The organism is Streptomyces sp. NBC_00287, assembly GCF_036173105.1.
In the GTDB taxonomy this organism is placed as follows: domain Bacteria; phylum Actinomycetota; class Actinomycetes; order Streptomycetales; family Streptomycetaceae; genus Streptomyces.
This window is the reverse complement of sequence record NZ_CP108053.1, coordinates 2,584,623-2,598,756: the sequence shown is the minus strand read 5'-3', so window position 1 is coordinate 2,598,756 and position 14,134 is coordinate 2,584,623. Positions and strand designations below refer to the sequence as shown.

Below are 14,134 nucleotides of genomic sequence, written 5' to 3'. Positions count from 1 at the left end.
TCAGCCTCCTTGGACGGCGGTGAGGACCTCGACCCGGTCCCCCTCGGAGAGGGACGTCGAGGACCACTGCGCGCGCGGGACGACGGTTTCGTTGAGCGCGGCGGCCACTCCGGAGGGCGCCGCGGTGAGGGACTTCACGAGCGTGTCGAGAGCCGTGCCCGGCTCGATCCGCCGACGCTCGCCGTTGACCGAGATGTTCATACGGGCTGCTCCGTGAGTGCGAACCGCTTCGGGCTGAACGGACGTGCCTCGTCCGGGAGTTCACCGGTGGCCAGGGCGTGCGCGAGGGCGTCCCCGGTGACCGGGGTGAGCAGCACGCCGTTGCGGTAGTGCCCGGTCGCCAGCAGCAGCCCGTCGAGTCCGGTCGGGCCCAGCAGCGGCGCGTTGTCGGGGGACCCGGGACGCAGCCCCGCGCGGGTCTCCGTCAGCGGCAGTTCGGTGATGCCCGGCATCAGCTCGTGCGCGTCGCGCAGCAGCTCGTACACGCCCCCCGCGGTCACCGTCGTGTCCCAGCCCATTTCCTCGCTGGTCGCCCCGACGACCAGCTCGCCGTTCTCCCGCGGCACCAGATAGACCTGGCTGCCGCGCACCACCGCTCGTACGGTCCGGCTCAGGAACGGCGCCTGCCGCTTCGGCACGGTCAGCCGCAGCACCTGTCCCTTCACGGGCCGTACGGGAGGCAGTACGTCCTCCGGGACGCCCGCGAGCCGCCCGCTGAGGCTGCCGGCCGCCAGGACCACCTGCCCGGCGCCGAGGGCGGTGCCGTCGTCGGTCACGCACCCCGCCGCGCGCCCCTGGACGACGGAGAGCCGGGACGCCCACGACCGGTGGAAGACCACGCCCGCCCGCTCGCAAGCGGTCACCAGCGCGCGTGCCAGGCGCCGTGGGTCGATCTGGTGGTCGCCGTCCACCCGGAGCCCACCGCGCACACTCGGCGCGAGCATCGGCTCCAGCCGCCGGCAGTCCCGCCCGGACAGCCACTCGGAGTCGAGCCCCGACTCCCGCTGCAGGGCGTGCAGTTCACGCAGATGCGCGCGGTCGTCGGCATCCAGCGCGACCGCGAGCGTGCCGCACTGCCGGTACCCGAGGTCCTGTCCGGTGAGCTCGGTGAGCTCGGCCGCGAACTCGGGGTAGCGGCGGGCCGAGGCCAGATTCAGGCCGAGCAGCGTCTGCTCGCCGTAGTGCAGTTCCGTGACGGCGGCCAGCATGCCGGCCGCCACCTGGGCGGCGCCGCCGCCCGGTTCGGGGTCCACCACGGCCGTGGCGAACCCGCGCTGTGCGGCCCGCCACGCCGTGACCAGGCCGATGATTCCGCCCCCCAAGACGAGGACGTCTGACGTACGCGTAGGCGACATGGGCGTCCAGCCCCTCCCTTCGCCGGCATGACCCGGATCAGGTTCGTACGGTCGGAGGCCGCCAGCCTCCCTCTCAGCCCGGTGCGTCCGGGCTCCCGCGAGTGCTTTACGTTGGCCACCCTAGCCCGTGGTTCCGCGCCTCTGTAAGGGAGCCTTGTCCCATGCCCCGCTCGCTCGACGGCCTCGTCCTCGCCCCCGTCGCCGACCAGGCCGCAGGTCAGGTGGGTACGCGGACCCGGTTCACCTACCACGAGAAGGACGGCGCGATCTGGGCCGAGTACGCGGGCGGCGATGTCGTACGCGGGCATCTGGTGGGTACGCGTGTGGGTGACCGGCTGGACTTCCGGTATGTGCAGCTGGGGCACGACGGGACCACGTCGTCCGGGCACTGTGTGTCGGCGGTCGTGGAGCTGCCCGACGGGCGGGTGCGCCTGGAGGAGACCTGGGAGTGGGAGTCCCGGCCGGGCTCGGGGACCAGCGTTGTGGAGCAGGTCACGCGGCACGACGGCTGACTGACAAATTGTCAGTTGTCTATGGTGATCAGGTGAGCGAGCAGACGACGACGTCGCAGCGGCGGGTGGTGGTGGTCGGCGCGGGCATGGCCGGCGTCCAGACCGCGGTCGCCCTTCGGGAACAGGGCTTCACGGGCACGGTACGAGTGATCGGCGCCGAACCCCACCAGCCCTACGACCGCCCCCCGCTGTCCAAGGCCGTCCTGCTCGGCAAGGCCGAGGGATCCGCCTTCGACGTGGACTTCGAGGCGCTCGGCATCGAACTCGGCCTCGGCCGCGAGGTGCTGGGCGTGCGCCCGGCCGACCATGAGCTGGACACCGCCGAGGGACCGGTCCCGTACGACGTCCTCGTCCTCGCCACCGGTGCCGAACCGATTCAGCTGCCGGGCGCCGAGGGCGTCCCCGGGGTGCATCTGCTGCGCACCCTGGACGATGCCGAGCGGCTGCGGCCGGTGCTTGTCCGGCAGCACGACATCGTGGTCGTCGGCGCGGGCTGGATCGGCGCCGAGTTCGCCACCGCCGCGCGCGAGGCGGGCTGCTCGGTGACGGTCGTCGAGGCCGCGGACCGGCCGCTCGCGGGTGCGCTGCCCGCCGAGGTGGCCGCGCCGATGGCCGCCTGGTACGCCGACAGCGGGGCCGAACTGCGCACCCACGCGCGCGTGGCGCACGTCGAGCCCGGCGCGGTGATCCTCGACGACGGCTCGCGACTGCCCGCGGGCGCCGTCGTCGTCGGCATCGGCGCCCGTCCGGCCACCGCCTGGCTGGCCGGCTCCGGCATCGAGCTCGGCGCGCAGGGCGAGGTGGTGGCCGACGACCATCTGCGCACCTCCGTGCCCGACGTCTACGCGGTCGGCGACTGCGCCTCCTTCCCCTCCGCCCGGTACGGCGAGCGCCTCCTGGTCCACCACTGGGACAACGCCCTCCAGGGCCCGCGCACGGTCGCCGCCGACATCATCGGCGAGGCCCCCGTGGCCTACGACCCGGTCCCGTACTTCTGGTCCGAGCAGTTCGGCCGCTTCGTCCAGTACGCCGGCCACCACGTGGCGGCCGACACCACCCTGTGGCGCGGCGACCCGACCGGCCCCGCCTGGACGGTCTGCTGGCTGCATGAGGGCCGCCTGGTCGCCCTGTTGGCGGTGGGTCGGCCCCGGGATCTGGCCCAGGGGCGGCGGCTGATCGAGGCGGGCGCGCGGATGGATCCGGAGTTGCTGGCGGATCCGGCGAGGCCGCTGAAGGCGGCGCTGGCATAGCGAACGTCGTGCCTGGTCGGACCGGCCTGGCTTCCTGTTGTCAGTGCCAGATGGCAGGCTTGTCCTGTGACCGAGATTGACGCAAAGATCGATGCTCTCGTCCCCGCCTGGCTCACCCTCCCCGACATCGCCGAACAGCTCGGCGTCGAGGTGACGCGTGTGCGGCAGCTGGTCAAGGACGGCCAGCTCATCGCCGTACGCCGTGGTGAGAACCGCGCGCTGCACGTCCCCGCCGCCTTCATCGACGGGGCCGAGCAGAAGGTGGTCAAGGGCCTGTCCGGGACCCTGACGCTGCTGCGGGACGACGGCTTCACCGACGAAGAGATGCTGGAGTGGCTCTTCACCCCCGACGACAGCCTGCCCGGCACCCCCGCGCAGGCCTTGAGCGAGAATCGCGGCACGGAGGTGAAGCGCCGCGCCCAGGCGCTCGCCGTCTGAACTGATCAACAGTCCCGGTGTACGGGTCACGGCGCGCCCGCGGCCCGTACACCACCGATCACGGGGGAACACGTATGCCCGACACCGCACGCGACCGCTTCAGCGACGCCCGGCTCTACCTGTGCACGGACGCCCGCAAGCGCCAGGGCGACCTCGCCGAGTTCCTGGACGCGGCTCTGGCGGGCGGTGTCGACATCGTGCAGCTGCGCGACAAGGGCATGGAGGCCGCCGAGGAGCTGGAGCACCTGGCGGTCTTCGCCGACGCCTGCGCGCGGCACGGCAAGCTCCTCGCGGTCAACGACCGCGCGGACGTCGCGCACGCCGCGGGCGTCGACGTCCTGCACCTCGGCCAGGGCGACCTCCCGGTGTCCGTCGCCCGGGCGATCCTCGGCGACGACGTCCTCATAGGCCGCTCCACGCACGCGGAGTCCGAGGCCGAGGCGGCCGCCGACCAGGAGGGCGTGGACTACTTCTGCACCGGCCCCTGCTGGCCCACCCCGACCAAGCCCGGCCGCCATGCCCCCGGCCTGGACCTGGTCCGGCACACCGCCGCCCTCGGCACCGACCGCCCCTGGTTCGCCATCGGCGGCATCGACCTCGGCAACCTCGACGAGGTGCTCGAAGCGGGCGCCCGCCGGGTCGTCGTCGTACGGGCGATCACGGAGGCGGACGACCCCGGGGCCGCGGCGGCGGAGTTCGCGAAGCGGTTGCGGCAGGCGTAGCAGCTCTCAAGAGGCGCCTTTTGTCCAAGGGCTGGACAACAACCCGACAATTCGGGCAAATATCCGGCATCCGGTTGGGGGACCGTCGCCCCCTGACTAACCTGCGGGTATGGCCCTCGGCACCGCATCCACCAGGTCGGACCACGCTCGTACCGTGCGCGACATGCTCGCGACCGGCAAGACGACGTACTCGTTCGAGTTCTACGCCCCGAAGACCCCGAAGGGCGAGCGGAACCTGTGGAACGCGCTGCGCCGGGTCGAGGCCGTGGCGCCCGACTTCGTCTCCGTGACCTACGGCGCGGGCGGCACCACCCGCGCCGGCACGGTCAAGGCGACCGAGGCCATCGCCTCCGACACCACGCTCACCCCGATCGCCCACCTCACCGCGGTCGACCACTCGGTGGCCGACCTGCGCAACATCATCGGGCAGTACGCCGACGCCGGGATCCGCAACATGCTCGCGCTGCGCGGCGACCCGCCCGGCGACCCCATGGGCGACTGGGTGCCGCACCCGCAGGGCCTGACCTACGCCGCCGAGCTCGTCGAACTGATCAAGGCGTCCGGCGACTTCTGTGTGGGCGTCGCGGCCTTCCCCGCGATGCACCCGCGCTCCGCGGAGTGGGAGACGGACGTCCGGCACTTCGTCGACAAGTGCCGGGCCGGCGCGGACTACGCGATCACCCAGATGTTCTTCGAGCCGGAGGACTATCTGCGGCTGCGTGACCGGGTCGACGCGGCCGGCTGCACGACCCCGATCATCCCCGAGATCATGCCGATTGCCAGTGTGAAGACGTTGGACCGCATCCCGTCCCTGACCAACGCGGCCTTCCCGGCGGCTCTGAAAGAGCGGATCCTCACAGCAAAAGACGATCCGGCCGCTGTACGCTCCATGGGCATCGAGTTCGCCACGGAGTTCTGCGCGCGGCTGCTGGCCGAGGGAGTGCCCGGACTGCACTTCATCACGCTCAACAACTCCACGGCGACCCTGGAGATCTACGAGAACCTGGGCCTGCACCATCCCCCGCAGGCCTAGACCGGCCGCACCGCTGTACGACACACTGCGTAACGGCCACTGGGAGAGGGGCGTACATGGGCTGGACGGTCCTCTACATCGCGTTCGGAATCGTCGCGCTGTGGCTGCTCGGTGAGGTGCTGCTGCAGTACAAGGCACGCCTGCGCTGGCGGCTGCTCGCCTTCGTCGGCTTCCTCGGTGTGGTGCTCGGGGTGCTGATCCCGTCCGTGATCGTCATCGGGCTGGGCGCGGCGGCCTTCGCGATCGGCCAGACCTACGTCACGCTGTCCTTCCGCCGCGGCTTCGCGTCCGGCTGGGCGGTGAACGCTCCGGCGCTGGGCGGTTCCAAGCGTCGCCGCGGCGAGCCGGAGCACCAGGACCCGACGCTGGAGGTCTCCGACCTCGAAGCGGGCGAGGCCCACTACGGCGACGAGGGCCGCTACGGCCGCGACAGCGCCGGCTACGGCCAGGACGACGCCTACGACCGCGACGACGTCTTCACGCCCTCGCGCGCGGCGGGCCCCTCGGCCGCCGAGACCACGGCGATCTACGAGCCGCAGCCCCTGCCGGACGACACCGGCTCCTACGGCATCTACGGCACCAACCCGGACCCCTCCTACGCGGCGGCGGCCCAGCAGCCGCAGGACCAGTACGCGGCCGCGTCCCAGGGCACCGACCAGGGCTACGGCTACGACGGCTACACCGGGTACGACCAGCAGCAGTACGGCTACGACACGACCGGACAGCAGCAGTACGCCGCCTACTCCGACCCGTACATCGGCACCCAGACCTACGGCGGCGGCTCGTACGACGCGAGCTATGGCCAGCAGTACGGCCAGCAGGGCTACGCCCAGGACCAGTACGTCACCGGCACCTACACCGGCGAGACGACCCCGCCCGGCGGGGTGTGGGTCCCGCAGCAGCGCAGCACCGACGACCCCTACGGCGGTGAACTCCCGCCGGAGCAGCAGTACCCCTACCAGGGCGGCCAGGGGCAGCAGGGCGGCGGGTACGACGAGCAGTACCGCTTCTGATCACTGCCGGGGCCCGGTCACTGCGAGCCCTGGAAGTCCGGTCCCTCCACGATCAGTCCGGCGACCAGCGCGCCCGACATGCCCGCGTGGGGGAGACCGCCCCCCGGGTGCGACCAGCCGCCGACGCTGAACAGGCCCGGTATCCGTGTGCTGTTGGCCGGGTACAGGAAGGTCCCCTCCGCCGCGGCCAGCGCGGGCGCGGGCACTGCGCCGCCCTCGGCGCCCGTCTCCGCCTCGGTGTGCACCGGCGTACGGACCTCACGCCACAGCGTCCGCTCGCGCAGTCCCGGTAGCGCGCGCTCGGCTGCCTCGATCATCCGGTCCGCGAAGGAGTCGGCGGCGCCGGGCGCGGTCCAGTCGTACCGCGTCCGGGAGGGCACCGTCGCCGTGAGGACCACCGACTCGTGCTCCTCGTCGGGCCTGAGGGCGGGGTCGTCGGGGCGGTCGACGCGGACCGTCGGCCGGGTGGGAGGCTCACCGAGCCCGAAGGCGCCCAACTCGGCTTCCCGGTCCGGGGCGTGCACCACCGTCCGGTGCGCGGCACCCGCTTCGCGCGCACCGCGCAGCGCCAGGCAGACCACGACCCGGCCCGCTGCTGCCCTCTCGGGGCGCGGCGCGACCTGCTCGGTGCCGTACAGCTCATGACCGGTCAGGCCCCACGGCCGCGTACCGACCACGAAGTCCGCCTCGGCCACCGCCCCGTCCGCGAGCTCAAGGCCCGCCGCCCTGCCGTCCTTCTCCAGCACCCCGGTCACCTCGGCGCCGAAGTGAAACTCCACCTTCCGGGCCAGACACCGCTCGTACACCGCACGCGCCAGCTCCCGCATGCCGCCCCGCACATACCAGGTGCCGAACGCGTGCTCCAGGTACGGCAGGACGGCCGCGCTCGCCGGAGTGGCCTGCGGATCCAGACCGTACGCAAGCGCGTGGCTCTCCAGCAGGGCGGTCAGCCGGGGGTCGCGCAGCTCCCAGGCGCCGATCTCGGCGAGGGTGGTGGCCCGGCGGGTGCGCAGCAGGCGCTTGTGCGGGACCGCCGGATAGGGCTCGCGCTCGGCCAGCACCTGCCAGTTGGGCCACAGGGGCTCCTCCAGGAGCGGTCTGCGGCTGCGGTCCCAGGCCTCGCGGGCCCGGACCAGGAAGTCGCCCCAGCGTCCGCCCGCGCCCGCGCCGAGCGCCTGGTCCAGGGCCGCGACGACGCCCGCGCGTGAGGCGTTCGGCAGCGCGACCTCGGTGCCGTCCGCGAAGACATGCCGCGAGGACGGGTCGACCTGGACCAGCTCGACGCGGTCCTCCAGGGGCTCCTTGCCGGTCTTGACGAACAGATCGCGCCAGACGGCGGGCAGCGTCAGCAGACCGGGGCCGGTGTCGAAGGAGAAGCCGTCCCGCTCGAAGCGGCGCACCGCTCCGCCGTACGTCTCCGTCCGCTCGTACACCGCCACCCGGTTGCCCGCGACGGCCAGCCGGGCCCCGGCCGCCATCGCGCCCATCCCGGCGCCGATCACCGCAATCCGTGCCATGTCAGGGACTTTATCGGCCGCCACTGACAGTCACGGCCTGGGCCTGCGTGCGCATGGCTGAGTACGTGTACTCAGGCCGTGAGATGAGTACGCGCGCGGATGGGCCCCGACCTGTGTGAACGGGAGAGTGGAGGCACGGAGAAGGGGCACGGCTCCGGCACCGGCGACACGGGGCGCCGGAACGGAGCCGCCCTGGATCCGCTCCTTCCGCCGGCCGCGCGTCGGCGGAAGCGAGACACGGGGAACCCGGGGGAACGACCGGACGGGGGACCAACGGGGGAACGGGGGAGCACGAAGGAAGCGCCGGTTCGCGGTGGCCCGTGGGGGACGTGGCCATCTCGGACCGGCGCTTTCGTCTGTGCGCGAAGCCTCAGCCCCGGCCGCTGACCCGACCCTGGAGCAGCCGCGACAGCGCCGCGTGCACGTCGTCCAGGGAGCGCTCCGGCTGGAAGGACTGCCAGTCCAGGGCGGCCACCAGGACCATGCCGACCAGTGCGGCGGCGGTCAGCTGGATGTCGATCTCGTCGCTGAACTCGCCGTTCGCCACGCCATCGCGCAGCACGCCCTCCACCACGGCGACCACGTCCTGCCGGACCACCATGAGCGTGGACTGCCAGGCCCGGTTGGTGCGCCACAGCTCGGCCACGTACAGCTGGGTGAAGGACGGATAGGCGGCGATGAAGCCGAGCCCCGCGCGGATCATCGCGTCCAGGGCGTCGACCTTGCTGCCGCCGTCGCGGTCCGTGCGCTCGGCCGCCTCCTGGAGGGAGGCCCTGAGCAGGCCCACGCCGTGTCGCAGCAGCTCCTCGAAGAGGACCGACTTGCTCGCGAAGTTGTAGTAGACCGTGCCCTTCGCGACCCCGGCCCGTTCGGCGATCTCGTCCACCGTGGTGGCGGAGAAACCCTGCTCGGCGATGAGCGTGACGGCGGCCTCGTAGAGCTTCTGCCGGGTGGCCTCACGGCGGGTGCTGCCGCCCGACGCGGCGCTGCTGCTTTCCATGGCCATGATTGTCCCGCGCGCGGTCACAGGGTCAGCTCCGGGTGCAGCCGGTCGAGGGTCCACACCTGGCGGCGGCGCGCCGACAGCGCGGTCAGCGCGAGGGCGCCCGCGGTGAAGGCGACGAGCACCACGCACGCGTGCCAGACCGGTCCGAGGCCGCCGCCCGTGATGAGCCTTCTGAGGGCCTCGACGACGTAGCTCATCGGCAGGAAGGGGTGCAGCGCGTTGAAGAAGCCCGGACTGGTCTGTACGGGGTAGGTGCCGCCCGCGGACGTCAGCTGGAGCATCAGCAGGGCGAGGACGAGGATCCGGCCCGCCGCCCCGAAGCGGGCGTTCAGCCACTGCACGAGGGATGCGAAGCACGCCGTCACCAGGAACAGGAAGCCCACCGTCCCGGCCGCGCGGGCCATCTGGAGACCGACCGCCCAGTGCAGCACCGACATCAGGGCCACCGTCTGGAGCACCCCGATCGCCACCACCGGCAGCCAGCCCGCCAGCGCGATCCGCCACGCCGAGGCGCCCGCCGCGAGCGCGCGCCGGTTCATCGGCGCGATCAGCATGTACGCCACCATCGCGCCCACCCACAGGGACAGCGGGATGAAGTACGGGGCGAATCCGGTGCCGTAGTTGGGCGCCTTGTGCAGGTCCTCGGCCACCAGCCGGACCGGGTCGGACATCACCTCGGTGCGCTCGTCGCGGTCCCGCTTGTCGTAGTCGGGGATCTGCTCGGCGCCGTCGTGCAGACCGTCCGAGAGGTCCCCGGAGCCGTCGACGAGCTTGTACAGGCCCGTCTTGAGGTCCTTGGCGCCGGTCTTGAGGTCGCCGACGCCCTTGTCCAGGTCCGTGGCGCCGGTCTTGGCCGTGCCGAGTCCGGTGTGGAGCTTCTTGGCACCGGCGGCGACCTTGGCTGCGCCCTCGTTCAGGTCGTTGATCTTGGTGACGGCGTCGTCGAGGTCCTCGGAGAGGTGGGGCGCGCGGTCGGCGAGGGCCTGGGCCTGCTTCTCCAGGGTGGCCAGGTGCTTGTCGAGCTTGTCCAGGCTGCCGTCCTGGTTGCTGATCAGCGTGTTGACGTCGTCGGCGATGACGGCCACGTCCGCGGCGGCGTCCTTGGCCGTCTTCAGGTCGGCGCAGGCGGTATCGGGCAGTACGGCGTCCTCGCAGCGCGCCTTGTAGACGCCGCTCAGGTCGTCGGAGGCCTTGCGGGCGTTCTCGGCGGCGGTCGGCGCCCGCTCCACCAGGGCGTCGAGGTTGTCGCGGATCGCCCCGGAGGCGTCGGCGACCAGCTGGGCGGTGTCGCCGATCGTCTTCTCGTTGCCCTTCAGGAACGGACCGACCTTCTCGGCGGTTGCGTTGACCTTGTCGGCGAGTGTCTGTGTGCCCTCGGCGACCTTCTTCGAGCCGTCCTCCAGGTCGCCCGCGCCCTTGTCGAGCTTCGTCAGCCCCTTGGCCAGCTTGCCGCTGCCGCTCTTGGCGTCCTTCAGCCCGTCGGCGAGGTCCCGCGAGCCCTTCTCGGCCTTCCCGATGCCGCTCTCCAGCTTGTCGGCGCCCTTGGCGGCCTGCACCGTCGCGCCGTGGATGTCCGAGAAGTTGATGAAGATCCGGTCCAGGAAGGACCGCGAGGCCTTCGTGGACGCGGCGTCACGCACCTCGCTGAAGACCGTCCGGGAGATCTGCCCGACGATGTAGTTGTTGGCGTCGTTGGTGCGCACCTGGAGGGCGCCGGTCTCCGGGGAGTCGCCCGAACTGGAGGCGATCCTCCGGCTGAAGTCGGCCGGCATGGTCAGCGACAGGTAGTACCTGCCGTCCTCCACGCCCGCGCGTGCCTCGTCGGCGCTCACCTCGTGCCAGTCGAAGACCTCACTCTCACGCAGGCCCGACACGATGTCGTCGCCCGCCGCGATCTTCTTCCCGCCGGCCTTCGCGCCCGTGTCGTCGTTCACCAGCGCCACGGGAATCCGGTCCAGACGGCTGTACGGGTCCCAGAAGGACCACAGATACAGGGCGCCGTACAGCAGGGGCAGCACCAGCAGCGCCACCAGGGCGGCGCGCGGCAGCTTCCCCCGCCCGAAGCGCCGGATCTCAAGCGCGGCCAGCTTCGGCGAGCGCATCGGCGGCCACCTCCTTCGTGTCGTCCTGGGAGACGCTCGACTGTGCGGACGACTGGGAGACGGTCGACACGGCCACGGCACCTTCCGGCGCCTCGCTGCACACCGCCACCACCGTCGTTCCGGCCTCGGCGATCGACCTCAGCAGCGCCCAGACTTCGGCCCGTTCCGCCTCGGAGAGCTTCAGGTCGGTGTCGTCGACGCCCAGCAGCCCCGGCTCGCCGATCAACGCCAGCGCCACGGACAGCCGCAGCGCCTCCACCCGCTCCAGATCGCGTACGGCGGTCCTGGAGCCCTTGGGCAGGGCCTCCCGGTCGAGTCCGGCGGCGGCCAGGGCGCGGTCGATCCGCAGCCGGGCCTCCGTCACGCGCTCCGCGCGCGGGCGGAGCAGACCGCGCAGGGAACCGCCGAACCTCCGCTGGAGCAGCGCCCGTTCGTGCAGATGCTCGGCGACGGTGAGCGCCGGGTCGAGATCGGTGACGCCCGGGACATGGGCGAGGGCGCTGATAAGCCGGGCCGCCGAGAGCTGCTTCGGCAGCCCGGCCTCGCCCACGGTGGCCGTGCCCTCGGTGGGCTTCATCCGTCCGGTGAGTGCGAGCAGCAGACAGGTGCGCCCGGATCCGGACGGTCCCTGCACCGCGATCAGTGAGCCCGGCTCGGCCTCGAAGGAAACCCCGCGGAACGCCCATCCGCGGGGCCCTTCGAGACCGAGGCCCCGGGCCGTGACGCCGATTCCGGCCACCACGGCTCCCCCATCCCCTGATTTGAACTGACTGGTCAGTGCAAAAACTAACCCGAACTGTCGATCGAAGCAAAAGCGCAGGTCAGAACGGATTGTCAGTGCCATACCTCACGATGGGCACATACGGCACCCGTGCCGTCACACAGACGACAGGAGGTTCGTCATGGCCAGCTACCACGCAGCCGCCGCCCGCCGGCGCCGCGCCACCGGCCCTGCCCCCTCACTGACCGGCCCGGCGAGCGATGTGCACCCCGTGCTGCGCCGGGCCACGGCCCCGCCCGCCGCCCTCGACCTGCTCGCCCAGGCCCGCGCCGGACTCGACGAGGCCGCCGTCCTGGAGACTCCGAACGAGCGCTATGCGACAGCCCACCTCGCCGCTCTGCGCACCGCCGCCGCCGTGCTCGCCGCGCGGGGGCGTCCCGAGCCCAATCCCCGACGACGGGCCCGCATCCGGAGCGCCTGGGAAGTGCTCCCCGAGATCGCGCCCGAGCTCACCGAGTGGAGCGCGCTGTTCGCCTCGGGGGCCCGGCGCCGCGCCCGGGCCGAGGCGGGCATCCAGGGCGCGGCCACTCGCCGGGACGCCGACGACCTGATACGCGACGTGGCGATGTTCCTGCGCCTCGTCGAGCGGATGCTGGTCCTCCAGCCGGTCCTGCCGCAGCCCCGCCAGGACACCGACGCGGGGGAGGAGGGCCAAGGTTTCCCGGAGACGGGCTGACGACACCGCGGTGACCTGGACCGGCACCGGAGGCAATAGGGTGGGACACGCCTGAAGCCGTCCCGCTCCGGTACTCCGGGCCGGTCGGCACCCCGTTCGCTCCGCCGTACCAGAGGCGGTGCCGCGCCGAGGAGTCAACTGCCGTGTCGGACCCGAGCCGCCCCCGCGCCTCTCTCCGTACCGCCGTGGTCTGGGAGGTCCTCCAGGAGGCCCTCGACCGCCAGGTGAAGGCCACGGGCCGGGAGGCGCTGGACGTCCTCGACGCCGGAGGCGGCAGCGGCAAGTTCGCCGTGCAGGTCGCCGGTCTCGGCCACCGCGTCACCGTGGTCGATCCCAGCCCCAACGCCCTGTTCGCGCTGGAGCGCCGCGCCGCCGAGGCCGGCGTCGCCGACCGGGTCCAGGGCGTCCAGGGCGACGCCCACGGACTGTTCGACGTGGTCGAGCGCGGCGCCTACGACGCGGTGCTGTGCCACGGCGTCCTGGAGTACGTGGACGACCCGGCCGAGGGCGTCCGCAACGCGGTGGCCGCGCTGCGCCCCGAGGGTGTCCTCAGCCTGCTCGCGGCCGGCCTCGGCGGCGCGGTGCTGGCCCGCGCCCTCGCCGGTCACTTCAAGGAGGCCAAGCAGGCCCTGGAGGACCCGAACGGCCGCTGGGGTGCCGGTGACCCCGTGCCGCACCGCTTCACCGCCGAGCAGCTCACCGCCCTGGTCGAGGGTGCGGGCCTGCGCGTCGGCGCCGTGCACGGCGTCCGGGTCTTCGCCGACCTGGTGCCCGGCGTCCTGGTGGACACCGAGCCCGGCGCCCTGGAGGCGCTGCTGAAGCTGGAGGAGGCGGCGGCCGAGCTGCCCGCCTTCCACTCCGTTGCCACACAGCTCCATGTGCTCGGTGAGACGCAGGGGACCCCCGGAGCCTGAGCCGCCTCCTGAGGCGCGCCGCTGATCAGGGACTTGGCTGCACATGGAGTACGCCACAGGCCCCCCGATCGGGCGCGCAGCGCCGTATGATCGAGGGAGACCGCTCGGCATGACGGGTCGGCTGCTGGGGAATGCAGATCTCAGCGAGCCGACACGTCCATGACGGATCCCGGTTGGCAATTGGCGTAGAGGGGCGGGTTTCACGGGGGCGATTCCCTGCCTATCCTGAAGGGACCCCCCGGGTCGCCCCGGCGACTGCACGATGAGGAGGACTCCGTGCCGCTCTCGGAGCACGAGCAGCGCATGCTCGAGCAGATGGAGCGAGCGCTGTACGCCGAAGATCCCAAGTTCGCGACAGCGCTTGAGGGAAGCGGGCTGCGCACGTACACCCGTCGCCGGGTGTACCAGGCGGTCGCCGGCTTCCTCGTGGGTATCGCGCTCCTCATGGCTGGAATGGTCGCCAAGCAGGTCTGGCTCAGCGTGGTGGGATTCCTCGTCATGCTGGGCTGTGCGGTACTCGCCGTGACCGGCTGGCGCAAGGCCCCCAAGCCGGGTGAACAGCCCGCAGGCGGTCAGCAGGCCAGCCGTCAGGGCCGGACCAAGCGCTCCATGATGGACCGTATCGAGCAGCGCTGGCAGCGGCGCCGCGACGAACAGGGCCACTAGCGCAACGAGCCGCAGCTCCTGGACATAGGTGAGGGGGCGACCACCCGGGGTGGTCGCCCCCTCACGCACGCGTTCACGCCCTTGGGTCGGCGCATACAGCAGTCCACACAGCGAGGCATACAAAGAGGCCCGGGCGGGAGATCCCGCCC

The 14,134-nt window shown here is 72.2% G+C and carries 15 protein-coding genes and 1 riboswitch; of the genes, 9 read left to right on the top strand and 6 right to left on the bottom strand.

Annotation, left to right across the window (positions count from 1 at the left end; genetic code table 11):
• Positions 1–201, bottom strand: a complete 201-nt coding sequence (gene thiS, locus OHT76_RS11865; protein ID WP_250070350.1) for a sulfur carrier protein ThiS — start codon at positions 199–201, stop codon at positions 1–3.
• Positions 198–1,355, bottom strand: a complete 1,158-nt coding sequence (gene thiO / locus OHT76_RS11860) for a glycine oxidase ThiO (RefSeq protein WP_328870747.1) — start codon at positions 1,353–1,355, stop codon at positions 198–200. Before thiO ends, thiS begins: the two co-directional genes overlap by 4 nt.
• Positions 1,353–1,464: riboswitch (TPP riboswitch) on the bottom strand. (Overlaps the previous gene by 3 nt.)
• Before the next feature lie 52 nt (positions 1,465–1,516).
• Between thiO and OHT76_RS11855 the strand changes: the two genes are divergently transcribed.
• From OHT76_RS11855 to OHT76_RS11830, 6 genes are all read left to right on the top strand, one after another.
• Positions 1,517–1,867, top strand: coding sequence for a hypothetical protein (locus tag OHT76_RS11855; RefSeq protein WP_328870746.1), 351 nt, complete (start codon positions 1,517–1,519; stop codon positions 1,865–1,867).
• 86 nt (positions 1,868–1,953) lie between these two features.
• Positions 1,954–3,117, top strand: a complete 1,164-nt coding sequence (locus OHT76_RS11850) for an NAD(P)/FAD-dependent oxidoreductase (protein WP_328876509.1) — start codon at positions 1,954–1,956, stop codon at positions 3,115–3,117.
• Positions 3,118–3,183: 66 nt separating this feature from the next.
• A complete protein-coding gene (locus OHT76_RS11845; RefSeq protein WP_328870745.1) occupies positions 3,184–3,555 on the top strand; it encodes an Rv2175c family DNA-binding protein in 372 nt (123 codons plus the stop codon).
• A 74-nt stretch (positions 3,556–3,629) separates the two neighbouring features.
• Positions 3,630–4,277, top strand: coding sequence for a thiamine phosphate synthase (thiE, locus tag OHT76_RS11840; RefSeq protein ID WP_328870744.1), 648 nt, complete (start codon positions 3,630–3,632; stop codon positions 4,275–4,277).
• 109 nt (positions 4,278–4,386) lie between these two features.
• Positions 4,387–5,310, top strand: coding sequence for a methylenetetrahydrofolate reductase [NAD(P)H] (metF, locus tag OHT76_RS11835; protein ID WP_328870743.1), 924 nt, complete (start codon positions 4,387–4,389; stop codon positions 5,308–5,310).
• A gap of 56 nt (positions 5,311–5,366) precedes the next feature.
• Positions 5,367–6,323 (top strand): SCO2102 family sporulation regulator, encoded by a 957-nt coding sequence (locus tag OHT76_RS11830; RefSeq protein WP_328870742.1) that lies wholly within the window; start codon positions 5,367–5,369, stop codon positions 6,321–6,323.
• 17 nt (positions 6,324–6,340) lie between these two features.
• Here OHT76_RS11830 and OHT76_RS11825 read toward each other — a convergent pair whose 3' ends face one another.
• The 4 genes from OHT76_RS11825 to OHT76_RS11810 all read right to left on the bottom strand — a co-directional run bounded on the left by OHT76_RS11825 (position 6,341) and on the right by OHT76_RS11810 (position 11,687).
• Entirely contained in the window at positions 6,341–7,840 is a 1,500-nt protein-coding gene (locus tag OHT76_RS11825) for a phytoene desaturase family protein (protein WP_328870741.1), read from the bottom strand.
• A 370-nt stretch (positions 7,841–8,210) separates the two neighbouring features.
• Positions 8,211–8,840, bottom strand: a complete 630-nt coding sequence (locus tag OHT76_RS11820; RefSeq protein ID WP_328870740.1) for a TetR/AcrR family transcriptional regulator — start codon at positions 8,838–8,840, stop codon at positions 8,211–8,213.
• A 23-nt stretch (positions 8,841–8,863) separates the two neighbouring features.
• On the bottom strand, positions 8,864–10,948 hold the full coding sequence (locus OHT76_RS11815; RefSeq protein ID WP_328870739.1) for a YhgE/Pip domain-containing protein: 2,085 nt from the start codon (positions 10,946–10,948) through the stop codon (positions 8,864–8,866).
• Positions 10,920–11,687: an ATP-binding cassette domain-containing protein gene (locus OHT76_RS11810; protein WP_328870738.1), complete on the bottom strand. Its 768-nt coding sequence runs from the start codon at positions 11,685–11,687 to the stop codon at positions 10,920–10,922. Before OHT76_RS11810 ends, OHT76_RS11815 begins: the two co-directional genes overlap by 29 nt.
• Positions 11,688–11,850: 163 nt before the next feature.
• Here OHT76_RS11810 and OHT76_RS11805 point away from each other — a divergent pair, with 163 nt between their 5' ends.
• From OHT76_RS11805 to OHT76_RS11795, 3 genes are all read left to right on the top strand, one after another.
• The gene (locus OHT76_RS11805; protein ID WP_328870737.1) at positions 11,851–12,405 is read left to right on the top strand and encodes an SAV_6107 family HEPN domain-containing protein; all 555 of its coding nucleotides are present in this window, start codon (positions 11,851–11,853) and stop codon (positions 12,403–12,405) included.
• 143 nt (positions 12,406–12,548) lie between these two features.
• The gene (locus tag OHT76_RS11800; protein WP_328870736.1) at positions 12,549–13,319 is read left to right on the top strand and encodes a methyltransferase; all 771 of its coding nucleotides are present in this window, start codon (positions 12,549–12,551) and stop codon (positions 13,317–13,319) included.
• Between the two features lie 276 nt (positions 13,320–13,595).
• Complete coding sequence (locus OHT76_RS11795; protein WP_015661060.1) at positions 13,596–13,985, top strand: DUF3040 domain-containing protein; 390 nt, start codon at positions 13,596–13,598, stop codon at positions 13,983–13,985.
• Positions 13,986–14,134: the final 149 nt, after the last annotated feature.